The following is a 20,562-nucleotide window of genomic DNA, read 5'->3' as shown; positions in this document are numbered from 1 at the left end:
CATATTTGACAGGTCGCCTTGGGCCCCTAAGCTCGGTGGCATAATTTCCGGCAAATTCCGGGGCTTGGGAGGCAATAATGGACCAGACGACGCCGATTCTGCTGGTTCCGGGATTAGCCTCCTCGGCCCGGATCTACGCGCCGGTCATCCCGGCGCTCTGGCGGTTCGGCGCGGTGATGGTCGCCAACCATATTCGCGACGACAACATGGCGGCGATTGCGCGGCGGGTGCTGAGCGAGGCGCCGCCGCGCTTCGCGCTCGCCGGCCATTCCATGGGTGGCTACATCGCGCTCGAGATCATGCGCCAGGCGCCCGAGCGGGTGGCAAAGCTGGCGCTGATCAACACCCAGGCCCGGCCCGACACGGCGGAGGCGACCGCGCGTCGCCGCGGTCTGATGGAGCGGGCCCGGCGCGGCGAGCTCCGTGCGGCGCGCGAGGAGATGTTTCCCGAACTGGTGCATCCCTCGCGCCGCGACGATGCCGGCATTCGCCAGCTCGTACACGAGCAGGGCGATGACGTCGGCGTCGAGGGCTATCTGCGACAGCAGACCGCGATCATCGCGCGGGTGGATTCACGGCCGACGCTTGCGACGATCAAATGCCCGACGCTGGTGCTGACGGGCGATGCGGACAATACGATTCCCAACGCATTCTCGAAGGAGATGGCGGAGGGCGTTGCCGGCGCAAGGCTCGTCGTTTTGGAGAATTGCGGACATCTGCCGCAGCCGGAGCAGCCCGCGGCGACGGTGCGGGCGTTGGTCGAATGGCTGGGAACCCCGGTTGTCTCAGGGCCGCGAACGGCCTAGATCAGGCGTCGGATATTCTAGGGGAGCACGACCATGCTGCGCGACGACATCAACAATGCGGTCAAGCAGGCCATGAAGGCCAAGGAAGAGCGCAAGCTGTCCACGCTGCGCATGGTCAACTCGACCATCAAGAACGCCGACATCGAGGCGCGCGGCAGTGGCAAGCCGCCGCTCACGGACGCGGATCTGCTAGGCGTGTTTCAGAAGATGATCAAGCAGCGCCAGGAGTCGGTGGAGCTCTACGAGAAGGGCGGCCGTGCCGAGCTCGCCGCGCAGGAGCGCGAGGAGATCGCGGTGATCTCTGCGTATCTGCCGAAGCAGATGTCGGACGACGACGTCAAGAAGGCGATCTCGGACGCGATCGCCGAGACCGGCGCCGCCGGCATGAAGGACATGGGCAAGGTGATCGCCGTGCTGAAGACGAAGTACGCCGGCCAGATGGATTTCGGCAAGGCTTCCGGTTTGGTGAAGGCTGCTCTGACGGGCTAGACGGCCGCGCCGAAAGATTTGCCAAGAGCTGACAGACTATCATCCCGTCGTGCCCGGCCTTGTGCCGGGCATCCACGTTCTTCAGAATGAAGAGAAAGAACGTGGATGACCGGGACGAGCCCGGCCATGACGAGAACCTCCGATGAGCAGGGCCTCTCCGATGACCGCCATCAAACCGTTTCGCATCGCCATCAGCGACGATATCCTCACCGACCTCAAGTCGCGCCTTGCTCGCACGCGCTGGCCGGAGGCGGAGCTCGTCTCCGACTGGAGCCAAGGTGCGCCGCTGGCATCGATCCAGGAGATCTGCACCTACTGGGCTGATGGCTACGACTGGCGCGCGCGCGAAGCAAAACTCAATCGCTTCGAGCAGTTCACCACCGAGATCGACGGGCTCGACATCCACTTCCTGCATGTGCGCTCCAAGCATCCGTCGGCGCTGCCGCTGATCATCACCCATGGCTGGCCCGGCTCGATCGTCGAATTCCAGAAGGTGATCGCGCCGCTGGTCGATCCTGCCGCGCACGGCGGCGATCCTGCCGATGCCTTCCAAGTCGTCTGTCCGTCGCTGCCGGGTTTTGGGTTCTCCGGCAAGCCGAACACCACCGGCTGGGGCGTCGATCGTATCGCCGCGACCTGGGCCAGGCTGATGGACCGACTCGGTTATATCAGGTATGGCGCGCAGGGCGGCGACTGGGGCTCGGCGGTAACGACCTCGCTCGGCATGCAGGACGCCGAGCATTGCGCCGGCATCCACATTACGCTCGCCTTCAACGCAGCACCGAAGGTCGAGGGCGAACCGACGCCGGAAGAGAAGCGCGCGCTCGCCGGCCTCAAGCATTACGTCGACCTCGATTCCGGCTATTCGAAGCAGCAATCGACGCGGCCGCAGACACTCGGCTACGGCTTGACGGATTCACCGAGCGGGCAGGCGGCCTGGATTCTGGAAAAATTCTGGGCCTGGACCGATTGCAACGGTCATCCCGAAAACATCTTCACCAAGGACGAGCTGCTCGACAACGTCATGCTCTACTGGGCGACGGAGACGGCGACCTCGTCCGCGCGCCTCTATTGGGAAAGCTTTGGCAAGCGCCGGACCACGCCGGTCGTCAAGGTGCCGACGGGCGTCGCTGTCTTCCCCAAGGAGATCATCACGCCGGTGCGGCGCTGGATGGAGCCGAACTTCCACAACATCACGCATTGGAGCGAGATGGAGAAGGGCGGGCATTTCGCCGCATTCGAGCAGCCGGAGCTGTTCGTGCGCGATGTCCGCAAGTTCTTCGCGACGGTGCGCTGAAACGCAATCTGCGTCATGCCCGGGCTTGTCCCGGGCATCCACGTCCTTAAACTGAGGTCAAACAAGAACGTGGATGGCCGGGACACGCCCGGCCATGACGACGCCGCCGGGAAACGACCATGCTCACCGAAGCCAGCACCTACGACGAACTCTATGGCAATTTCCGCTGGGAGATCCCGGCGCGCTTCAACATGGCGGAGGCCTGCTGCGATCGCCATGCTGACGGCACTGGCCGGCTGGCGCTGGTCTATGTCGACGAGAACGGCGCCATCACGCGCACATCCTTCGACGAGGTCGCGGAGATGTCGCGCCGCTTCGCCAATGTGCTGAAGGCGGATGGTCTTGCCCGCGGCGACCGCGTCGCGGTGTTCCTGTCGCAGTCGCTGGAGCTGCCGATCGCACACATGGCGGCGTTCCGTTCGGCGATGATCTCCATTCCGCTGTTCGCATTGTTCGGCGAAGACGCGCTGGAATTCCGTCTGTCGAACTCGCAGGCCAAGGCGATCGTCACCGACGAGGGTGGCTGGGAGAAGCTTTCGAAGATTCGCGACCGCCTGCCGGAGCTGAAGAATGTCTACATCGTTGGCGAACGAACGCCGGCGGGCACGACATCGTTCTGGAATTCGGTCAAGGCTGCATCGCCCGACTTCACGCTGGTGGACACGTCTCCGGACGATCCCGCGCTGATCATCTACACCTCGGGCACGACAGGCAATCCGAAGGGCGCACTGCATGCGCATCGCGTCGTGCTCGGACATCTCCCCAATGTCGAGATGTGCCACAACTTCCTGCCGCGCCCCGGCGATCTGATGTGGACGCCGGCGGACTGGGCCTGGATCGGCGGCCTCATCAACGGCCTGTTCGCGTTCTGGTATCACGGCATTCCCCTGGTCGGTCACCGCGCGCGAAAGTTCGAGCCGCAGGCGGCGATGCAGATGATGGCCGATCTCGGCGTGCGCAATGTCTTCCTGCCGCCGACCGCGCTGAAGCTGATGCGACAGGCCAGGGTGACGCATCCGGGCGTCAGGCTGCGCAGCATCTTTACCGGCGGCGAGTCCCTCGGCGGCGAGATGCTCGGCTGGGTGCACGAGACTTTCGGCATCGACGCGCATGAGGTGTTTGGCCAGACCGAATGCAATCTCGTGATCGGCAGCAACGCGAATCTGTTTCCGATCCGCCCCGGTTCGATGGGCAAGGCGACGCCGGGTTTCGACGTTCGCATCGTCAACGACAGAGGCGAGGAGCAGCCGCGTGGCCAGCGCGGCATCATCGGCGTGCGCCAGCCCTGTCCTTGCACGATGCTCGAATATTGGCGCAATCCGGACGCCACGGCGAAGAAATATGCCGGCGAGTTCCTGCTCACCGGCGATCTCGGCGTGCAGGACGAGGACGGTTACTTCTGGTACGTCAGCCGCGAGGACGACGTCATCACCACCGCCGGCTATCGCGTCGGCCCGTCCGAGATCGAGCACACGCTGATGAAGCATCCGGCGGTGGCGATGGCGGCGGTGGTCGGCATTCCCGATCCGATCCGCACCGAATCGATCAAGGCCTGGATCGTGCTGCGCCCGGGCTTTGCCGCCGGCGACGCACTCGCGCGCGAGATCCAGGAATTCGTCAAGGTGCAACTCGCCGCCCACGAATACCCGCGCTTCGTGGAGTTCGCGGAGACACTGCCGATGACCGCCACCGGAAAGGTGCTGCGGCGCGAACTGCGGACGAGGGGGTAGCTTCCTGCAATGGCAAAGACGTCTCAAGCCGCGGGGCTTCACCGCGCCTCACTTGCGAAGCTGCACGATCTCGATGCGGCGCTGGAGCTCATGTATTACGGCTGGCGCGGGATGACACTCGAAGCCGATGCGTATCTCGCCAAGCAGGGACTGTCGCGCCCGCACCATCGCATTCTCTACGTGGTGGCGCGCCGGCCCGATATCGCGATCGGCTCGCTGATCGAGATCCTCGGCATTTCCAAGCAGGCCCTGAACCGGCCGCTCAATTTGTTGCTGGAGCGCAAGCTCCTGACCTCGAAACGCTCGCCCGAGCAGCATCGCTCGAAGCTGCTGCGCCTGACCGCCGCGGGGCAGCGCATCGAGCAGCGTGCATCGGACCACGAGCGCAAGGTGCTGCGCGAGGCGTTCGATCGCGTCGGAGCGACAGGTGCGGCTGCGTGGATGGGCGTCATGGAGGCGATCGCCGACACCAATTGACAATTCTTGAAGTCAACATGGTTGACATGAGGAGCGGGCTTTGTCACTTTCCTGGCCGACGAGCCAAGGGAGGGCTCCGCCATGCGTCTTTCGGATATCGTCCTGCTCCTCAACGCGTTCTGGTTCGGCGGCGCCTTCATCCAGTTCAGCATTGCGCAAGCCAACACGCTGAAGATTCTCGTGCCGCGGGAAGAGCGCGCCAATCCGATCGCGCCGACATTGTCGGCCAGCGTGGCATTCCTCGGCGGCATCAATCTGCCGATCGGCCTTCTGTCGCTCTATCTTCTGGCAGCCCGTCCGGTTTTCTTCCAGCCGGTCGAAGCGCAGCTGGCGCTGTTCCTGTTCTTTGCCGCCTGCCATTTCAGCCAGTTCGCCTACAACCTTCCGGTCCTGCTGCGCGGAGGACGCGTCGGGGTGGCTTACTGGCCCGTGTTGAAGGGCCCGATGCTCAGGATCTTCGTCATCGACGCGGTCTTGTTCGTGGCCAATCTGGGTGCGGCGCTTCTCCTCGCGTCGCGCTCCTGACTACCGCGACGGCTTCGACAGCGCGGATCGCAGCATCGCGGCGAGGTCTCGCCGCCGGAACGGCTTGGTCAGGATGCGGGCATCGCCGATCCCGTCGGGCGCCTTGACCGGATTTTGGCTGTAGCCGGAAGTGAAGAGCACCTTGAGCCCGGGCCGCAGCTGGATCGCTTGCCTGGCTAGCTCCGGCCCGAACATGCCGCCGGGCATCACGACGTCGGTGAACAGCAGGTCGATGTCCCCGGGCTGGCGCAACAAGTCGAGCGCCTCCGGGCCGCTCGCCGCCGTGATGACGCGGTAGCCGAGCGTCTTCAGCTCGCTTTCGACATAGGTCCGAACCATGTCGTTGTCCTCGACGACGAGAATGGTCTCGCTTGCTTCGCGCGTGACGATCCCTTCGGCGGGTGAGGGGGTCTCGTTCGGCGGCGTTGCCAGGCGGGGAAAGAACAGCCTGACGGTGCTGCCTTGTCTCGGCGCGGACTGCATCTGCACCAATCCGCCGGACTGCCGCACAAACCCGTAGACCATGCTCAGGCCGAGCCCCGTCCCCTTGCCGACCTCCTTGGTGGTGAAGAACGGCTCGAACGCCCGGCTTGCCACCTCGGCGGTCATGCCGCTGCCGGTGTCGGTCACGGCCACCATGACATAGTCGCCCGGTCGCGGCTCGCCGTTGACGTCAAGGTCGGACTCACCGAGCGAAGCGTTGCGCGCCTCGATGGTCAGCCTACCGCCCAACGGCATGACATCGCGCGCGTTGAGCACGAGATTGAGCAGTGCCGTCGTCAGCTGGCCGGGATCGACGCTGGTCAACCCCACATCCGGTTCGAGCGCGAAGGCGCATTCGATGTGCTCGCCCAGCGGCCGACGCAACAACTGCTCCATCTCCTGAATCTTCTCGCTAATGTCGATGTCCCGCGGTCTCAGGGGTTGCTTGCGCGCGAAGGCGAGCAGGCTCCGCGTCAGGTCGGAGCCGCGCTCGGCCGCTGTTGCGATGTCGCCGGCGATCCGGTGCAACTCCGTGTTTCCCGCCAGCCTGTCGGCAAGGTGCTCCGAATTGCCGAGAATGACGGTGAGGAGGTTGTTGAAGTCATGTGCCACGCCGCCGGTGAGCTGGCCCATGGCCTCCATTTTCTGGGATTGGCTGAGCTTCTGGTTGAGGTCCGCGATGGCCGCGCGTTGCTGCTCGAGCGACTCGGCGGTGCCATTGAGCAGGGTCATCAATCCGCCCAGTTCGCCGCGCGGATGGGGAGGGGGAATTCGCGCGCTGAGATCGCCGAGCCCGAGCCTCTTCGCCATGTTGGCGAGCCGCCCGACCTGGCGCCCGACGCTCACGGTTGCGAGGATCCATACGCCGGCCAGCAGCAGCAGCAAGGCCACCGCGAGGATCGCCATGTCCTCGTAGAGCCGGCGATTCGCCGCCGCGACCAATCCGTCCTTGGACCGTCCGACCAGGATATGGAGGCCGGCATCACGGATCGAAGGCGAGGGGGCGACGGCCCAGACCTGCGTGCGGCCGTCGCGATCGGTCACTTCTTGATATGCATCTTGATCGGGAGCCGTCGCGAAGCGGAGCAGGTCGGATCCCGCAATCGACGCGCCCACGGGCGCGCTCCAGCCGGCTGTCGAGGGGGCGACGAGAACGGTGCCCTTGGCGTCGATGAGCAGGATATCCTTCTCGGCGAGCAGCCGCTTGTGGTGATACTCGGCGAATTTGCGCAGGTTGAACGAGGCAAGCAGCACCAGCTTCAGCGCGCCCGCCTCCGATCGCACCGGATATGCGATCTGGAGCACCGATATTCCGGTCAGCCGGCCGAATACCGGCTCAACCACGACGTTGCGCGAGACCAGGGCCTGCTTGAAATAGGCGCGATCCCTCAGGTCGAGGGTGCGGTTGGTCCGCGGCGAGTCGCAGAACAGACTGCCGTCCGGGTCGATAGTCAGGATTCCCGTGAACTGAGGGTATTCCTCGCGCACATCGGACAGAAACGCCGAGCACGCCGCCTTGTCGCGCGTGTCGAGGTCGCGCGCACGGGCCAGACCGTAGTGAAGCTGCGCAGTGCCCTGAATCTTCTCGCCCAGATCGCTGGCAATGTCGTCGGCCGAAGCCGCCAGATTGGCCAGGGCGGCGTAGATTTCACTGCTCCGGTTCTGCACGAAACGCAGCCCGACGAGGCTCGCCGGCACCAGCATGGCCGCGATGACGAGTATCAGTAGCCGGGTACGCAAGCTCATCGGTGGGACGGTCCATTCGGGTCATCGCGCGCTCGTTCAAGGACCCAATTTGCGGCACCACCCTCAGCTCAGTCCATAGGCATCGGGCCGAAAAAGTCTCCGACGGGGAAAGATTTCGAGCCGCGTGCAGCACGGATGAGCTTCCCGAACGAAGCGACGCTGACGGCGCGGTGGTTTCCCCGGGTCTGCGCCGGCGGCTTCGGGATACCGTCGTCCGGCCGTCAACTCGCGCGTGCGGACCGGCCGCGGGGACGCTAAGATCGAGGCCAATCCGCGCGCGACGGAGATCGCGCCGGCCAACGAGGAGGAAGCTGATGTCCATTTCGGGCAAGGTCGATCCGGTGGTGCGTCCCGTCGCGGCGACCGACATCGCCGAGGCGCTGGTCGAGGGCCTGCGTGATTTCCAGGCGCTGCCGCTGTACGGCCTCTGCTTCGGTGCGCTCTACGCCGCCGGCGGCATTGCCATCATGCTGTGCTTCACCGCGTTCGGCATGGTCTATCTGGTCTATCCGCTGGCCGCCGGCTTCGCGCTGCTCGGGCCATTCGTGGCGATCGGGCTCTATGAAGTCAGCCGCCGTCGCGAGCGCGGCGAGGCCATCTCGCTCGGCGCGATCTGGTCGGCCGTGCGCGCGCGCAGCGAGATCGGCTGGATGGCCTTCGTCACGCTGTTCGTGTTCGTGGTCTGGATGTATCAGGTGCGGCTTCTGATCGCGCTGTTGCTTGGCCTGCATGCCTCGTTCTCGAGCCTACAGGAATTCATGACGGTGGTGCTGACCACGAATGAGGGCTTGCTGTTCCTCGGCATCGGCAACGCGGTCGGCGCGGTGCTGTCGCTGATCCTGTTTTCACTGACCGTGGTGTCGTTTCCGCTACTGCTCGACCGCGAGGTCGATTTCGTCACGGCGATGGTGACGAGCGTGCGCGCGGTCGTGGCCAGCCCGCTGCCGATGATTGGCTGGGCCGCGGTGATTGTGATGGTCCTGATCGTCTCCGCGCTGCCGTATTTTCTGGGGCTGGTGGTGGCGCTGCCCGTGCTCGGGCACGCGACCTGGCATCTTTATCGGCGGATCGTGGTGCCGGTGGCGTAACAGCGAGCCGGACGCAACGGCAGCGAGCTATTCGCCCGTTGCCAGCCGGCGCTCGCCTGATGAGGTCAGTTCGAGTTCACCGAGGCGCCTGATCGCATAACCCAGGTTGGTCAGCCGCTCGCCATGCGCTTGCGGAATTTCGCCTTGCGCCTTGCCCTTGCCGATCTCGGCCAACGACGCAAATTCATCGGCGCTGAGCGCAACGCTGTTGTCTGTCATCAGGCAACCTCGTCGGTCCATACCTTGAAATTGACCAGCTTATTCGGACCGAAGGTCTGGGTGATCGGGACGTCCGCGGCATCGCGTCCTTGTGCGATCAGCACGCGGCCGATCCGCGGCGTGTTGTTGCGGGGATCGAACATGTGCCAGCTTCCTCCGAGATAAGCCTCGAACCAGCCGGCGAAATCTCCCACAGCCCAGGGCTTCGGCGTGCCGATGTCGCTGAGATAGCCGGTGCAGTAGCGCGCCGGGATGTTCATGCAGCGGCAGAACGTGATGGCAAGGTGAGCATAGTCGCGGCACACACCCTTGCCTTCGTCGTAGGCCTCCCGCGCCGTCTTGGTTGCGCGCGCGTGCTCATAGCCGAAAGCGATGTGACGATGAACGAAATCGCAGATGGCCTGGACCCGCGCCCAGCCCGGCTGGGTGTGCTCGAACAGTTTCCATGCGATATCCGACAGGCGATCGGTCTCGCAGTAGCGGCTGCCGAGCAGATAGACGAGCGTGTCGGCCGGCAGCGCCTCGACGGCGTGCTGAGCCGCTTTCGGGAACACCGGGTCGGGCAGGCCGCTGTCGCTCACGACGCCGTCGCCGGCAAGGCGAAAGGCGCCGGCCGGCGCCACGATACGGCTGCACCAATTGCCGAAGAGGTCGCGATAGGGAGTGATCGGCACCGAGGGTCTGGTGGTCACCAGGTCGGGCACGATGACATCGGAGGCGCGCGTAAAGTGCGTGCCCAACACCATGATCATAGGCGTGGGCTGCGGGAATTCGTACAGCATCTCAAATCCGACGCGGAGCTTCATACGATTTTCCCTTGGCTAAGCTCCCAACATGGCTACGAAGCCGCCGATCACAAGGCTTCGACGGCTTATTCGATCGCGCACGGCATTTGGCGCCTCAAAAGCGCGGCGCGGGCGAGAAAACGATAGCTAATTGCGGCGATTGCGCGCACGGTGCCGATAATGTCGGAAAGACCTGTCGTCTCTGCGCTATGCAGCGCCACGACTATTCGCGCGACGTGAAGCGCCTCATTTCCTCGCACCGGCGGAGCCGACTCATCGCGACGTCGCAACAGCGGTCGTTGCGCAGATTGCCCGCTCCAGCGGGTGAGTTGGACGCGGCAGCGCGTGCCGCGGACCTCTGAAGGTTTCACCGCGATTCGATCATGAGATCGAACGCCAACCGAAAGCACCAGATGCAAGCTCTCTCCCCACGACACGTCAAGACAGAAGAAGCGCTCCGGCTCGGCGTCGAGTCGGGCTGGTACGCGATCAAGGTCAGCGGGACCTTTGTCTCGGGCCCGCACGATTCGGAAGCGGATTGCAGTCGCAAGATCGACGAAATCAATCCGCCGGTGAAGAAGAAGCGATGACGGCGCCGGGTTCGCCCGCTACGGCGTCTTGATACCCATCGCCTTCAACGCTTCCAGCATCTGCGCCGGCGGCGCCATCTTGATCTGCGGCGCCTTGCCCGTTTCCAGCAGGCTCTTCAGCCCTGACAGGATTGCGGGCCAGCCGGTGCGGCCGCCGGAAAGGATGTCGTCGCTGAGCGGGCGGTCGTGACGTTCGCTCATGGTGAGGCGGACGGCCTCGCCGGCTTGTTCGATCTCATAAGTCACAAGCGTCGTGCCGAGCTTTGCGACGAGGTCGGGCCAGTTGACGTTCCACGTCACCGTCAGCTTGTTCGGCGGATCGTATTCGAACACATCGCCCGAGATGTGTTCCGAACCGTCGGGCGCGCGCACGATGAATTTCCCGCCGAGTCTTGGCTCCATCTCAACTGCAAAGCCGGAAAAGTATTTGCGGCTGAACTCGGCGGAGGTCAGCGCCTCCCACACCTTGTCCGGCGTCGCGGCGATGTAAATCGTGTAGACGGTGAGCGGCTTGAACTGATCGAGGTTCATCTTGCATCGAATCCCTTGTTGAGGGCTGCGCGCGGAATGGCCAGCACCTTGCCGCTTTCCAGCAGGCTCTTGAGACCGGACAGGATCGCCGGCCAGCCGTTGGAGACGGCGCCGAGATATTTGCCGTCTTCGACGAAGCCGTCATGCAGCACCGTCAAACGCACGAGCGAGCCGAACGGTTCGATGGTGAACACGACGCGGGATATCGGCTCACCGCGCAATTCCTCGTATTTCTGGTGCTTGAAGCTGTAGGACAACCGCCGCGGTGGATCGGCCTCGAGGATCTCGCCGGAATCGGTGGTCTCGCCGTCCAGCAGCAGCGCGAAAGGGGAGCCGATTTTCCAGTCGGATCTGACCTCGGCGCCGAACCAGTATTGCTTGCTGAACTCGCTTGATGTCAGCGCCTCCCACAGCCTCTCTGGCGTGGTCTCGATGTAGGTGACATAGACGAATTGCGGCTTACTCATCGCGCTTCTCCAACCGGCGTTTCAACTCGCCGAGTGCGGCGAGCTTGCCGCGCTCGAATTTCTTGATCCAGCGTTCGCCGATCTGATGGATCGGAACCGGATTGAGATAGTGCAGCTTCTCGCGGCCGTGCCTGAGCGTAGTGACCAGATTGGCCTGTTCCAGAATGGCAAGGTGCTTGGTCACCGCCTGGCGCGTCATCGCGAGACCTTCGCAGAGCTCGTTCAGCGTCTGGCCGTTCCTGGCGTGAAGCCTGTCGAGCAGCGACCGTCGTGACGCATCGGCGAGCGCTTTGAAGACCTCATCCATGGCGACGATAATATGCAACCATATGGTTGCATGTCAAGATGGTGGTGCGGCGCGCGATGCTCGTGTTCCTGCAGACGCCGGAGATGAAGACGTGGGGCTGCGGCGCTGGACGGACATTGAGTGTCATGCATTAATGCTCCGAACCGCTCTCAGCGAGTCCTCCCCATGATGTCTCTGCAAGCCTATCTCGCCTTCCTTGCCGCCTGCATCGCGCTGGCGCTGCTGCCGGGGCCGATCGTCACTCTCGTCATCGCCAACGGGCTGCGCCACGGCACGCGTGCGGCGCTGACCAACGTGGCCGGTGCGCAGGCCGGCCTCGCCATCGTCATCGGCATCGTCGCGGTCGGCCTGACCTCGCTGATGGCGACCATGGGCTACTGGTTCGACTGGGTGCGCTTTGCCGGCGCCGCCTATCTGGTCTGGCTCGGCATCAAGCTGATCTGGGCGCCGGTCGAGGGCGTCAATGTGGACGAGCCGCCAGCGCCGCCGCGTGGCGGATTCTTCCTGCAAGGTTTCCTGGTGCTGCTGTCGAACCCGAAGGTGCTGGTGTTCTTTGGCGCCTTCATCCCGCAGTTCATGGACATGAACCGCGACCACTTCCCGCAGGTCGCGCTGCTGGGGGCCACCTTCATGGTCACTGCGGTGATGACGGACGCGCTCTACGCCATCGCGGCCGGGCGCGCCCGTAAGTTCTTTTCGGCTCGCCGCACCCGCATGATGTCGCGCATCTCAGGCGGCTTCATGATCGGCGGCGGCATCTGGCTGGCGCTGACCAGGGCGAAATAACCGGCGTTGAGCTAGTCGACCAGCCTCGCCGCCCGCAGCTCCAGCTCGATCTCCGCAAAAATCCGCGCCAGCCGCTCGGCCCATTGCTGTTGGCCGGACTGGTCGGCGATCAGATCCTGGCGGATCTCGATGCCTGTGTTGACGAGGCCGCGGGCTTCGCCGTGGACGGGAATAGTGTAGTCGGTGAGGTCGTTCACCGCGTAGGGCTCGTTGTCGCCGACGACGAGATCGCTCTCTCTGCGCAGATGCCTGAGCAACAGCTGCGGCAGCACGGTGTCGCGATTGTAGAGCGCGCCGATGTGCCAGGGACGCGCGACGCCGGCGTAAACGGGGGTGAAGCTGTGCAGCGACACCAGCACCGTGGGCCGCTTGTCGTGCACGCGGCGGCCGATCGCTGCATCGATACGGCGGTGATAGGGCTCGAAAATCTCGCGCCTGCGCGCTTTGCGCTCCTGCTCCGAAATCCCCTCGTTGCGCGGGATCGCGGTTGCTTCGGAAATCACGGGAATCGAGCTCACGGCGGCGGGCGGGCGGTTGCAGTCGATCACAAGCCGCGAATAGCGCTGGGCGATCAGATGCGCGCCCAGCATCTCGGCCAGCCGGTCGGCGACACCCGCGATGCCGATGTCCCAGGCGATGTGCCGCGTCAGCTCGCCTCCCGCGACGCCGAGATCGCCCAGCGTACGCGGCAGCACCCGTCCGTAGTGGTCCGAGGTGAGCAAAAAAGGCGACGTCCCTTGCGCATTCACCTCGTGCACCGGAGGGACGTCACCCTCGCTGAGGAGTTGATTGGTCGCCTCGATTGTGTCTAAAGCCATCCTGATTGCCTAATGAAACAGCAGTCACCCGAAGAATCGGGCGGGATTGCTATAGATTGGTCCGCCCGACATCACCATGATTGCCTGACGATGCCGCTGCTGACGATTCATCACAAGACCGAATATCGCTACATCCGCCCCGTGGCGTTCGGCGAACACAGGATCATGCTGCGTCCGCGCGACGGGCATGATCTGCGGGTGCTCGACTCCAGGCTCGAGATTTCGCCCGAGCCGATGTCGCTGCACTGGATCCACGACGTGTTCGGCAATTCCGTCGCGATCGCGAATTTCGACGAGCGCGCGGCCGCGCTGGTGTTCGACTGGCACGTCACCGTCGAGCACAATCCGGTCGAGGAGTTCGCGCTGACGCCGGACGATTCGGCCTATTTCTATCCGTTCGCCTATGAGGACGAGGAATTTCCCGACCTCGTCCAGTACATCACGCCGCAATATACCGATCCCGAGGGCGAGATCGCGGAATGGGCGCGCGGCTTTCTCGACGAGGACGCGCCGACGCCGACCTTCAAGATCCTGAGCGGCATGACCCACGGCATCCGCGAGCGGTTCAAGTATCGCAAGCGCCACGAACTGGGCACGCAGCATCCGCTCGACACCTTGCAGTCCGGCACCGGAACCTGCCGCGACTACGCGCTGTTCATGATCGAGGCGCTGCGCCATCTCGGCTTCGCCGCACGATTCGTATCCGGCTACATCTTCCTGCCGGAGGATATCGCGCAGCGCCATGTCGGCGGTGGTTCGACGCATGCCTGGGTGCAGGTCTATCTGCCGAGCGCGGGCTGGATCGAGTTCGATCCGACCAACGGCATCGTCGGCACCCGCGACCTCATCCGCGTCGCGGTCGCCCGCGATCCGCGCCAGGCGATCCCGCTGCACGGCGTCTATATCGGCCCTGCGGGCGCGTTCGAGGCCATGGACGTGACCATCAGGGTGGTGTCGGACGAGCAACGCAGCGACGAGGAGCTGGAGGCGGAGGTTTCGTAGATCGGCCGCGATTTGCGCGCTGCTGATTGACGGTTATAGAAGGCCATGACCTCCAATCGTCTCTTCGTCTACGGCACGCTGATGCGCGGCTTCGACCATCCGATGGCGCGGCTGCTTGCGGGCCACGCGGATTTTCTCGGTGAAGCGACCTGCCGCGGCCGGCTCGTTCTGGTGAAGCATTATCCGGGGCTGCTGCTCTCCGATGTGCCGTCCGACCGCGTCCACGGCGAACTCTTCCAGCTGCGCGTGCCGGACGAGCTCCTGCGCGAGCTCGACATGTACGAGGCCTGCGGTGAGGGCTTTCCGGAGCCGACCGAATATCTGCGCCAGCTGGTCGACGTGACAGGGGCGGACGGCGCGACGGCACCGGCCTGGACTTACATCTACAACTGGCCGGTCACCGATCTGCCGCGCATCGAATCCGGCCGCTTCCTCGATCACTAGGCCGACAGCACTTCCTTCACCGCGCGTACGTCCACCTCGCGCTCGACATAGCTCCACTCCTCGGTCCGCCTGAGCATCGCCACCAGCTCCTCGAACAGCGAGGCGTGCGCGGGCGCGAATTCGAACCAGGTCAGGAAATCGAAGGGCCCGCCGAGGTCGCGGCAATGATAGAGCTGGCGCGCGATCGCGGGCAGGAAGCGCAGGCTGCTCGCGATGTGATGCGATTTGTCCTCGAAGATCCTGCGGCGCTCCTCCTGGGTCAGATCCCACCAGGCCTGCGACTTGCGGATCGGGATCAGCGCCGCGCTGGTTGCTTCCAGCCGGCCGAGGCCGGCCTGCACGGCCGTGAGTTGCTGCTTCTCGGTGCGCTCGGTGTAGCGCAAGCTGCTCGCGACACCGACGAGCCGCCAGGCATTGCGCGAGGGCACCAGCGGCAGCGCGATGGCCTCGCTGTCGGTGACCGACAGCGCCGGCATGAAGGGGAGGGGTTCGCCCGTCACGGGCGAAATCGAGGTGATGCGCCAACCCCCGCTCTGGCCGCCTCGGAAGGTCCTGAACATGGCCCATGGAAGCGTGGAACCGGGGCGGGTTCAAGGCCTCTGTCACTCCGGGCTCAGGCTCCGCCCGCCCTGGAATGACGGAAGGGCTGTGAACAGCGCGTATAAGCCTGACAAACCTGACTTCTGGACGGGTCGTCCCTATATCCCTGATCCCTTCGCCCGACTCACACGGTTTCGCGTTACACAGAGCCCATGCGCTTCACGCCCCAATTCCTCGACGAGCTGCGTGCCCGGCTTTCGGTTTCCGAGGTCGTGGGCAAGCGCGTCAAGCTGAAGAAGGCGGGGCGGGAATGGAAGGGGCTGTCGCCGTTCCAGCAGGAAAAGACGCCGTCCTTCTACGTCAACGACCAGAAGGGCTTTTACCACGACTTCTCCTCGGGCAAGCACGGCGACATCATCAGCTTCATGATGGAGACCGATGGCCTGCCGTTCGCGGAGGCCGTGGAGCGGCTCGCCAATATGGCGGGCCTGCCGCTGCCGGCGGTGACGCCGGATGCGGCGCGTCAGGAGCAGCGGCGCCGCTCGCTGCATGACGTGATGGATCTCGCCGCGAAGTTCTTCGCCGAGACGCTGGCCTCGCGCGTCGGCGCCAAGGCGCGCGGCTATCTCGCCGATCGCGCCATCTCGCCGGCGACGCAATTGCAGTTTCGGCTGGGCTATGCGCCGCCCGATCGCTTCGCGCTGAAAGAGCATCTCGGCAAGCTCGGCGTCTCCGTCGACGACATGGTCGAGACCGGCATGCTGGTGGCCGGCAACGACATCCCGGTGCCCTATGATCGCTTCCGCGATCGCGTGATGTTTCCGATCACGGATTTGCGCGGTCGCGTCATCGCCTTCGGCGGGCGCGCGCTGGAAAAGGACGTTCCGGCCAAATACCTGAACTCGCCGGAGACGCCGCTCTTCCACAAGGGCGACAATCTCTACAACCACCAGACGGCGCGCAAAGCCACCCATGACGGCAGCGCCCTGGTCGTGGTCGAAGGCTATGTCGACGTCATCGCCATGGTCACCGCGGGCTTTGCCGGCAGCGTGGCGCCGCTCGGCACCGCGCTCACCGAAAACCAGCTCGCGCTGCTCTGGAAGATGGCGGACGAGCCGATCCTCTGCTTCGACGGCGACCGCGCCGGCCAGAAGGCGGCGTATCGTGCCGCGGACCTCGCCTTGCCCTTCCTCGCGCCGGGCAAGAGTCTTCGTTTCGCGCTGCTGCCGGAAGGGCAGGACCCGGACGATCTCGTGCGCTCCGGCGGTCGCGGCGCGATCGAGGAGGTGATCGCGGCGGCGCGTCCGCTCGCCGAGATGATCTGGTCGCGCGAGCTCGAAGGCGGCAATTTCGCCACGCCCGAGCGCCGCGCCGCGCTGGAGGCGCGCATCAAGGAGCTCTCCAACGGCATCCGCGACGAGGTGGTGCGGCGCTATTATCGGCAGGATCTTGCCGAGCGGCTTCAGCGCGCCTTTGCCCCCGAAGGCGGGCGCGGCGGCTTTGGCGGCGGCCGGGGCAATTTCCGCCCCGGGCCCGTCGGTCGCCAGTTCCAGCCCCGCGGTGGGGGAGGCGCGAATCGATTCGGCGGTCAGGGATTTGGTGGCCGCCGCGGCCCGCCCGGTCCGATCCAGCTGCCCTCCGGGCCCTACCAGGCGGCGAGCGCGCAGCTGGCGGCAAGCCCGATCATGCGCGGCCAGCGCAGCGCTATCTCCCGCCGCGAGGCCCTGATCCTGCAAATCCTGATCAACCACCCATGGCTGCTGCACGATCATCTCGAGGAAGTCGCGGCCCTGGAGCTCGCCCATCCCGAGGTCCACAAGCTCCGGGCCGGCATCATCGCGGCCTTTGCCAACGACCATCACCATTCGCCGGACCCCGGTGAGCTCGCCGAGAAGATGCGCGGCGACCTCGAGAAGGGCGGATTTTCGCAGGCTCTTCAAAGGGTTGATGGCGGCATCACGACCGCGGCGGTGTGGGGCGCCCGCGAGGGCGCCGCGCGGGACGACGTTCTCTCCACCTGGCATCAGCTGGTCGCCTTGCATCGGCAGTACCATTCACTACTTAGAGAGCTGAAAGACGCCGAGATGGCCTTGGGGGAGGATCCCAGCGAGGCGAACATGGCGTGGCTGCGCGACGTCAAGGCTCGGATAGGCGAAGTCGATGGCACCGAGGCCCTGATCGAGGGTTTTGGCGAGCTGTCGGGCCGGTTCCAGAAGAGCGTGTGATGAAAGAATCATGCGGACGGCCGGGACCGGAACCGCTAAAAGACTCGCCAAATCCGAGGTTTGGCGGCAAAAACAGGGTTAATCGAGGCTTAACGGTCTTGTAGCACTTTGGCCACCAGGCGGCCGCAGGCAGAACAGACGCGTCAGGAATGAATCCGCGCAATTGCTGTTGGCACTACACCTGCATCCGCTGCGACAAAGAGGCTCTACGAAGCGTTAGGCAAATCCGGCGAGTGAAAGGTCGGGGGTGGCGACAAGAGGTCCGCGCCGCCCTTTCCGTGTCGAGATCTGACGAAGCGAGAGCATCGAGCAACAGGTTCAAGTGATTTCACGCGGGCGCGGCGAACGGGCGAACGTCTGTGTGAAACGCGTTTAGGAGCAATGGATGGCCACCAAGGCAAAGACGCTGCAGGCGAAGGACAAGGAAAAAGACGACAAGGCAGCGGACGCGCCGGAGAAGGACTCCCAGGACGCGCCCTCGCCGTTGCTCGATCTGTCCGACGCGGCCGTGAAGAAGATGATCAAGCAGGCCAAGAAGCGCGGCTTCGTGACCTTCGATCAGCTCAACGAAGTTTTGCCGTCCGACCAGACCTCTCCCGAGCAGATCGAGGACATCATGTCCATGCTCTCGGACATGGGCATCAACGTCACCGAAGCCGACGATAGCGAAGGCGAGGAGGACAAGGACGAGAGCGGCGAGGACGAGACCGACAACGAGCTCGTCGAAGTCACCCAGAAGGCCGTCACCGAGGTCAAGAAGAGCGAGCCGGGCGAGCGCACCGACGATCCCGTGCGCATGTATCTGCGCGAGATGGGCACCGTCGAGCTGCTGTCGCGCGAAGGCGAAATCGCGATTGCGAAGCGCATCGAGGCCGGCCGCGAGGCGATGATCGCAGGTCTGTGCGAAAGCCCGCTGACCTTCCAGGCCATCATCATCTGGCGCGACGAGCTCAACGAAGGAAAGATCTTCCTTCGTGACATCATCGATCTCGAAGCCACCTATGCCGGGCCCGACGCCAAGGCCGGCATGAACAATGCAATGATCGCGGGTCCCAACGGCGAGAACGGTGAAGCGGCGGCCGAAGGCGGCCAGGTCACCGGCGCTGCGCCCGCGCATGTCGCGCCGCCCGCAGCACCGCCGGCGCCGACCCCGTTCCGCGCCGCGCCTGCGCCCGGCAATGCCGGCGAGGCCGCGAAGGATCCCGCGGAGTCCGCCGCCGAAGCGGACATGGACGAAGACGACGAGTTCGAGAACCAGATGTCGCTTGCGGCGATCGAGGCCGAGCTCAAGCCGAAGGTCGTCGAGATCTTCGACAAGATCGCCGACAGCTACAAGAAGCTGCGCAAGCTGCAAGAGCAGGACATCCAGAACCAGCTCGAGAGCACCTCGCACGGCCCCTCGCTCTCGCCGCACCAGGAGCGCAAGTACCGCAAGCTCAAGGACGAGATCATCGTCGAGGTGAAGTCGCTGCGCCTCAACCAGGCGCGTATCGACTCACTGGTCGAGCAGCTCTACGACATCAACAAGCGCCTCGTCTCGCATGAGGGCCGCCTGATGCGCCTTGCCGACAGCCACGGCGTCGCGCGCGAAGACTTCCTGCGCAACTACACCGGCTCGGAGCTCGATCCGCGCTGGCTCAACCGTGTCTCGAAGCTGTCGGCCAAGGGCTGGAAGAACTTCGTCCATCACGAGAAGGACCGCATCAAGGACCTCCGCCACGAGGTGCATCAGCTCGCGGCGCTGACCGGCCTGGAGATCATCGAGTTCCGCAAGATCGTGCACTCGGTGCAGAAGGGCGAGCGCGAGGCCCGCCAGGCCAAGAAGGAGATGGTGGAAGCCAACCTCCGTCTCGTGATCTCGATCGCCAAGAAATACACCAACCGTGGCCTGCAGTTCCTCGACCTGATCCAGGAAGGCAACATCGGCCTGATGAAGGCGGTCGACAAGTTCGAGTACCGCCGCGGCTACAAGTTCTCGACCTACGCCACGTGGTGGATCCGGCAGGCGATCACCCGATCGATCGCCGACCAGGCGCGCACCATCCGCATTCCCGTGCACATGATCGAGACGATCAACAAGATCGTGCGCACCTCGCGCCAGATGCTCAACGAGATCGGCCGCGAGCCCACTCCTGAGGAATTGGCCGAAAAGCTCGGCATGCCGCTGGAGAAAGTGCGAAAAGTCCTCAAGATCGCCAAGGAGCCGCTCTCGCTGGAGACGCCCGTCGGTGACGAAGAGGATTCACACCTCGGTGATTTCATCGAGGACAAGAACGCGATCCTGCCGATCGACGCCGCGATCCAGTCGAATCTGCGCGAAACCACCACGCGCGTGCTGGCCTCGCTCACCCCTCGCGAAGAGCGCGTGCTGCGCATGCGCTTCGGCATCGGCATGAACACCGACCACACGCTGGAAGAAGTCGGCCAGCAGTTTTCGGTGACGAGAGAGCGTATTCGTCAGATCGAAGCGAAGGCACTGCGGAAGCTGAAGCATCCGAGCAGGTCGCGGAAGCTGCGAAGCTTTTTGGATAACTGAGCGCGAACATCGATCCAAAGCAAAACGGCGGGCCCAAGGCCCGCCGTTTTTGTTTTAGCTTCAGCTCTCGCCCCGTCATTGCGAGCGGAGCGAAGCAATCCATCGCGCGGCATGTGGAGACGTGGATTGCTTCGCTCCGCTCGCAATGACGTGGATAGGGCTGAAACTTACTTCTTCTTCGCGCCGACTCGCTCGAGGTTCTTGATTTCCATCGGCGGGCGGCCGGATTTTTCGGCGATCTCGCGGTCCTGCTCCATGATGAAGGCGCGGGCCGGCTCGTCGCCGTCGAGGCCGCCGAGCAATTCGGCGGGCACGCGCCGGTTTGAGCGTTGGGAGCCGTCTTCATAGAAGACGTTGAAAAAGGCGAATTCGCCCTTGGGATTGGTTCCGGGTTTTTTGGCCATGGCCGGCTTTTCGTCGATCAGGGGGCCATAGTCAAATGACTTTGGCAGGTTTCCGGTGGCCGGTTGCGCGCCCTGCAGCGGCAGAACCGGCTGCGCGATCGATCGACGAACCCGTTTGCGAGGCGCCTGGATGTCGGGCGGAAGCGTCCAACGCTTCGTAAAACCCGATGCGCTCCTTCGAGGAGACCCTTACCTCACCCTTGCCTCAACAAACGGCGGGCCGCGAAGCCCGCCGTTTATTTTGGTCTTCAGCGTCGCCCGGGGCTG

General features: G+C 64.3%; 23 protein-coding genes. 13 read left to right on the top strand and 10 right to left on the bottom strand.

Going from position 1 to position 20,562, the window contains the following annotated elements; all coding sequences use genetic code 11:
• Window positions 1–77: 77 nt before the first annotated feature.
• The 6 genes from ABIB66_RS18280 to ABIB66_RS18255 all read left to right on the top strand — a co-directional run bounded on the left by ABIB66_RS18280 (window position 78) and on the right by ABIB66_RS18255 (window position 5,324).
• Window positions 78–806, top strand: a complete 729-nt coding sequence (locus ABIB66_RS18280; RefSeq protein ID WP_354208116.1) for an alpha/beta fold hydrolase — start codon at window positions 78–80, stop codon at window positions 804–806.
• A 33-nt stretch (window positions 807–839) separates the two neighbouring features.
• The gene (locus ABIB66_RS18275) at window positions 840–1,295 is read left to right on the top strand and encodes a GatB/YqeY domain-containing protein (RefSeq protein WP_354208114.1); all 456 of its coding nucleotides are present in this window, start codon (window positions 840–842) and stop codon (window positions 1,293–1,295) included.
• Between the two features lie 160 nt (window positions 1,296–1,455).
• Window positions 1,456–2,592, top strand: coding sequence for an epoxide hydrolase family protein (locus ABIB66_RS18270; RefSeq protein WP_354208357.1), 1,137 nt, complete (start codon window positions 1,456–1,458; stop codon window positions 2,590–2,592).
• A 119-nt stretch (window positions 2,593–2,711) separates the two neighbouring features.
• Window positions 2,712–4,322: an acyl-CoA synthetase gene (locus tag ABIB66_RS18265; RefSeq protein ID WP_354208112.1), complete on the top strand. Its 1,611-nt coding sequence runs from the start codon at window positions 2,712–2,714 to the stop codon at window positions 4,320–4,322.
• 9 nt (window positions 4,323–4,331) lie between these two features.
• Complete coding sequence (locus ABIB66_RS18260; RefSeq protein ID WP_354208110.1) at window positions 4,332–4,799, top strand: MarR family winged helix-turn-helix transcriptional regulator; 468 nt, start codon at window positions 4,332–4,334, stop codon at window positions 4,797–4,799.
• Between the two features lie 81 nt (window positions 4,800–4,880).
• Window positions 4,881–5,324 carry a hypothetical protein gene (locus tag ABIB66_RS18255; protein ID WP_354208108.1) on the top strand — a complete coding sequence of 148 codons (444 nt, stop codon included), beginning with the start codon at window positions 4,881–4,883 and terminating at the stop codon, window positions 5,322–5,324.
• Here ABIB66_RS18255 and ABIB66_RS18250 read toward each other — a convergent pair whose 3' ends face one another.
• Entirely contained in the window at window positions 5,325–7,553 is a 2,229-nt protein-coding gene (locus tag ABIB66_RS18250) for an ATP-binding protein (RefSeq protein WP_354255156.1), read from the bottom strand.
• Between the two features lie 314 nt (window positions 7,554–7,867).
• On the opposite strand from ABIB66_RS18250, the gene ABIB66_RS18245 reads away from it, so the two are divergent.
• On the top strand, window positions 7,868–8,641 hold the full coding sequence (locus ABIB66_RS18245; protein ID WP_354208104.1) for a DUF2189 domain-containing protein: 774 nt from the start codon (window positions 7,868–7,870) through the stop codon (window positions 8,639–8,641).
• Window positions 8,642–8,668: 27 nt separating this feature from the next.
• On the opposite strand, the gene ABIB66_RS18240 is transcribed toward ABIB66_RS18245, so the two are convergent.
• The 3 genes from ABIB66_RS18240 to ABIB66_RS18230 form a co-directional block, all read right to left on the bottom strand.
• Entirely contained in the window at window positions 8,669–8,860 is a 192-nt protein-coding gene (locus ABIB66_RS18240; RefSeq protein WP_354208102.1) for a hypothetical protein, read from the bottom strand.
• Window positions 8,860–9,666: a transglutaminase-like domain-containing protein gene (locus ABIB66_RS18235; protein ID WP_354061705.1), complete on the bottom strand. Its 807-nt coding sequence runs from the start codon at window positions 9,664–9,666 to the stop codon at window positions 8,860–8,862. Before ABIB66_RS18235 ends, ABIB66_RS18240 begins: the two co-directional genes overlap by 1 nt.
• A 65-nt stretch (window positions 9,667–9,731) precedes the next feature.
• Window positions 9,732–10,064 carry a hypothetical protein gene (locus ABIB66_RS18230; RefSeq protein WP_275173574.1) on the bottom strand — a complete coding sequence of 111 codons (333 nt, stop codon included), beginning with the start codon at window positions 10,062–10,064 and terminating at the stop codon, window positions 9,732–9,734.
• Between ABIB66_RS18230 and ABIB66_RS18225 the strand changes: the two genes are divergently transcribed.
• The gene (locus tag ABIB66_RS18225) at window positions 10,059–10,235 is read left to right on the top strand and encodes a hypothetical protein (RefSeq protein ID WP_245286329.1); all 177 of its coding nucleotides are present in this window, start codon (window positions 10,059–10,061) and stop codon (window positions 10,233–10,235) included. The two genes, ABIB66_RS18230 and ABIB66_RS18225, sit on opposite strands and share 6 nt — an antisense overlap.
• Before the next feature lie 18 nt (window positions 10,236–10,253).
• Here ABIB66_RS18225 and ABIB66_RS18220 read toward each other — a convergent pair whose 3' ends face one another.
• From ABIB66_RS18220 to ABIB66_RS18210, 3 genes are read right to left on the bottom strand one after another with little or no spacing between them, the layout of a single operon-like run.
• On the bottom strand, window positions 10,254–10,766 hold the full coding sequence (locus ABIB66_RS18220) for an SRPBCC family protein (protein ID WP_275173575.1): 513 nt from the start codon (window positions 10,764–10,766) through the stop codon (window positions 10,254–10,256).
• Complete coding sequence (locus ABIB66_RS18215) at window positions 10,763–11,233, bottom strand: SRPBCC family protein (RefSeq protein ID WP_275173576.1); 471 nt, start codon at window positions 11,231–11,233, stop codon at window positions 10,763–10,765. The genes ABIB66_RS18220 and ABIB66_RS18215 overlap by 4 nt, the downstream gene beginning before the upstream one ends.
• A complete protein-coding gene (locus tag ABIB66_RS18210; RefSeq protein ID WP_354208098.1) occupies window positions 11,226–11,540 on the bottom strand; it encodes an ArsR/SmtB family transcription factor in 315 nt (104 codons plus the stop codon). Before ABIB66_RS18210 ends, ABIB66_RS18215 begins: the two co-directional genes overlap by 8 nt.
• 165 nt (window positions 11,541–11,705) lie before the next feature.
• On the opposite strand from ABIB66_RS18210, the gene ABIB66_RS18205 reads away from it, so the two are divergent.
• A complete protein-coding gene (locus ABIB66_RS18205; protein WP_085384410.1) occupies window positions 11,706–12,326 on the top strand; it encodes a LysE family translocator in 621 nt (206 codons plus the stop codon).
• Between the two features lie 11 nt (window positions 12,327–12,337).
• Here the strand turns inward: ABIB66_RS18205 and ABIB66_RS18200 are convergent, their stop codons facing one another.
• Window positions 12,338–13,144, bottom strand: coding sequence for an N-formylglutamate amidohydrolase (locus tag ABIB66_RS18200; protein WP_354208096.1), 807 nt, complete (start codon window positions 13,142–13,144; stop codon window positions 12,338–12,340).
• A gap of 90 nt (window positions 13,145–13,234) precedes the next feature.
• On the opposite strand from ABIB66_RS18200, the gene ABIB66_RS18195 reads away from it, so the two are divergent.
• Both ABIB66_RS18195 and ABIB66_RS18190 read left to right on the top strand, forming a co-directional pair.
• Window positions 13,235–14,146 (top strand): transglutaminase family protein, encoded by a 912-nt coding sequence (locus ABIB66_RS18195; RefSeq protein ID WP_354208094.1) that lies wholly within the window; start codon window positions 13,235–13,237, stop codon window positions 14,144–14,146.
• Window positions 14,147–14,191: 45 nt separating this feature from the next.
• A complete protein-coding gene (locus tag ABIB66_RS18190) occupies window positions 14,192–14,590 on the top strand; it encodes a gamma-glutamylcyclotransferase family protein (RefSeq protein WP_354208092.1) in 399 nt (132 codons plus the stop codon).
• Here the strand turns inward: ABIB66_RS18190 and ABIB66_RS18185 are convergent.
• Entirely contained in the window at window positions 14,587–15,150 is a 564-nt protein-coding gene (locus ABIB66_RS18185; RefSeq protein ID WP_354255153.1) for a chlorite dismutase family protein, read from the bottom strand. The two genes, ABIB66_RS18190 and ABIB66_RS18185, sit on opposite strands and share 4 nt — an antisense overlap.
• Before the next feature lie 192 nt (window positions 15,151–15,342).
• Here ABIB66_RS18185 and dnaG point away from each other — a divergent pair, with 192 nt between their 5' ends.
• Together dnaG and rpoD are read left to right on the top strand one after the other, a co-directional pair.
• Entirely contained in the window at window positions 15,343–17,355 is a 2,013-nt protein-coding gene (gene dnaG / locus ABIB66_RS18180; protein WP_354208088.1) for a DNA primase, read from the top strand.
• Between the two features lie 385 nt (window positions 17,356–17,740).
• The gene (rpoD, locus tag ABIB66_RS18175) at window positions 17,741–19,891 is read left to right on the top strand and encodes an RNA polymerase sigma factor RpoD (RefSeq protein ID WP_354208086.1); all 2,151 of its coding nucleotides are present in this window, start codon (window positions 17,741–17,743) and stop codon (window positions 19,889–19,891) included.
• A 167-nt stretch (window positions 19,892–20,058) separates the two neighbouring features.
• On the opposite strand, the gene ABIB66_RS18170 is transcribed toward rpoD, so the two are convergent.
• Window positions 20,059–20,295, bottom strand: a complete 237-nt coding sequence (locus tag ABIB66_RS18170) for a hypothetical protein (RefSeq protein WP_275173584.1) — start codon at window positions 20,293–20,295, stop codon at window positions 20,059–20,061.
• Window positions 20,296–20,562: the final 267 nt, after the last annotated feature.

It is taken from the genome of Bradyrhizobium sp. F1.13.3 (assembly GCF_040548265.1).
In the GTDB taxonomy this organism is placed as follows: Bacteria; Pseudomonadota; Alphaproteobacteria; order Rhizobiales; family Xanthobacteraceae; genus Bradyrhizobium.
The sequence above is the reverse complement of the archived record's forward strand: the minus strand, read 5'-3'. Positions and strand labels throughout refer to the sequence as shown.

Coding starts and splice junctions, on each gene's coding strand:
- ABIB66_RS18265 (WP_354208112.1), top strand. CDS start 2,712: ATGCTCACCGAAGCCAGCACCTACGACGAACTCTATGGCAATTTCCGC.
- rpoD (WP_354208086.1), top strand. CDS start 17,741: ATGGCCACCAAGGCAAAGACGCTGCAGGCGAAGGACAAGGAAAAAGAC.
- ABIB66_RS18240 (WP_354208102.1), bottom strand. CDS start 8,860: ATGACAGACAACAGCGTTGCGCTCAGCGCCGATGAATTTGCGTCGTTG.
- ABIB66_RS18245 (WP_354208104.1), top strand. CDS start 7,868: ATGTCCATTTCGGGCAAGGTCGATCCGGTGGTGCGTCCCGTCGCGGCG.
- ABIB66_RS18185 (WP_354255153.1), bottom strand. CDS start 15,150: ATGTTCAGGACCTTCCGAGGCGGCCAGAGCGGGGGTTGGCGCATCACC.
- dnaG (WP_354208088.1), top strand. CDS start 15,343: ATGCGCTTCACGCCCCAATTCCTCGACGAGCTGCGTGCCCGGCTTTCG.
- ABIB66_RS18195 (WP_354208094.1), top strand. CDS start 13,235: ATGCCGCTGCTGACGATTCATCACAAGACCGAATATCGCTACATCCGC.
- ABIB66_RS18220 (WP_275173575.1), bottom strand. CDS start 10,766: ATGAACCTCGATCAGTTCAAGCCGCTCACCGTCTACACGATTTACATC.
- ABIB66_RS18200 (WP_354208096.1), bottom strand. CDS start 13,144: ATGGCTTTAGACACAATCGAGGCGACCAATCAACTCCTCAGCGAGGGT.
- ABIB66_RS18205 (WP_085384410.1), top strand. CDS start 11,706: ATGATGTCTCTGCAAGCCTATCTCGCCTTCCTTGCCGCCTGCATCGCG.
- ABIB66_RS18275 (WP_354208114.1), top strand. CDS start 840: ATGCTGCGCGACGACATCAACAATGCGGTCAAGCAGGCCATGAAGGCC.
- ABIB66_RS18270 (WP_354208357.1), top strand. CDS start 1,456: ATGACCGCCATCAAACCGTTTCGCATCGCCATCAGCGACGATATCCTC.
- ABIB66_RS18255 (WP_354208108.1), top strand. CDS start 4,881: ATGCGTCTTTCGGATATCGTCCTGCTCCTCAACGCGTTCTGGTTCGGC.
- ABIB66_RS18280 (WP_354208116.1), top strand. CDS start 78: ATGGACCAGACGACGCCGATTCTGCTGGTTCCGGGATTAGCCTCCTCG.
- ABIB66_RS18210 (WP_354208098.1), bottom strand. CDS start 11,540: ATGGATGAGGTCTTCAAAGCGCTCGCCGATGCGTCACGACGGTCGCTG.
- ABIB66_RS18260 (WP_354208110.1), top strand. CDS start 4,332: ATGGCAAAGACGTCTCAAGCCGCGGGGCTTCACCGCGCCTCACTTGCG.
- ABIB66_RS18215 (WP_275173576.1), bottom strand. CDS start 11,233: ATGAGTAAGCCGCAATTCGTCTATGTCACCTACATCGAGACCACGCCA.
- ABIB66_RS18190 (WP_354208092.1), top strand. CDS start 14,192: ATGACCTCCAATCGTCTCTTCGTCTACGGCACGCTGATGCGCGGCTTC.
- ABIB66_RS18250 (WP_354255156.1), bottom strand. CDS start 7,553: ATGAGCTTGCGTACCCGGCTACTGATACTCGTCATCGCGGCCATGCTG.
- ABIB66_RS18225 (WP_245286329.1), top strand. CDS start 10,059: ATGCAAGCTCTCTCCCCACGACACGTCAAGACAGAAGAAGCGCTCCGG.
- ABIB66_RS18235 (WP_354061705.1), bottom strand. CDS start 9,666: ATGAAGCTCCGCGTCGGATTTGAGATGCTGTACGAATTCCCGCAGCCC.
- ABIB66_RS18170 (WP_275173584.1), bottom strand. CDS start 20,295: ATGGCCAAAAAACCCGGAACCAATCCCAAGGGCGAATTCGCCTTTTTC.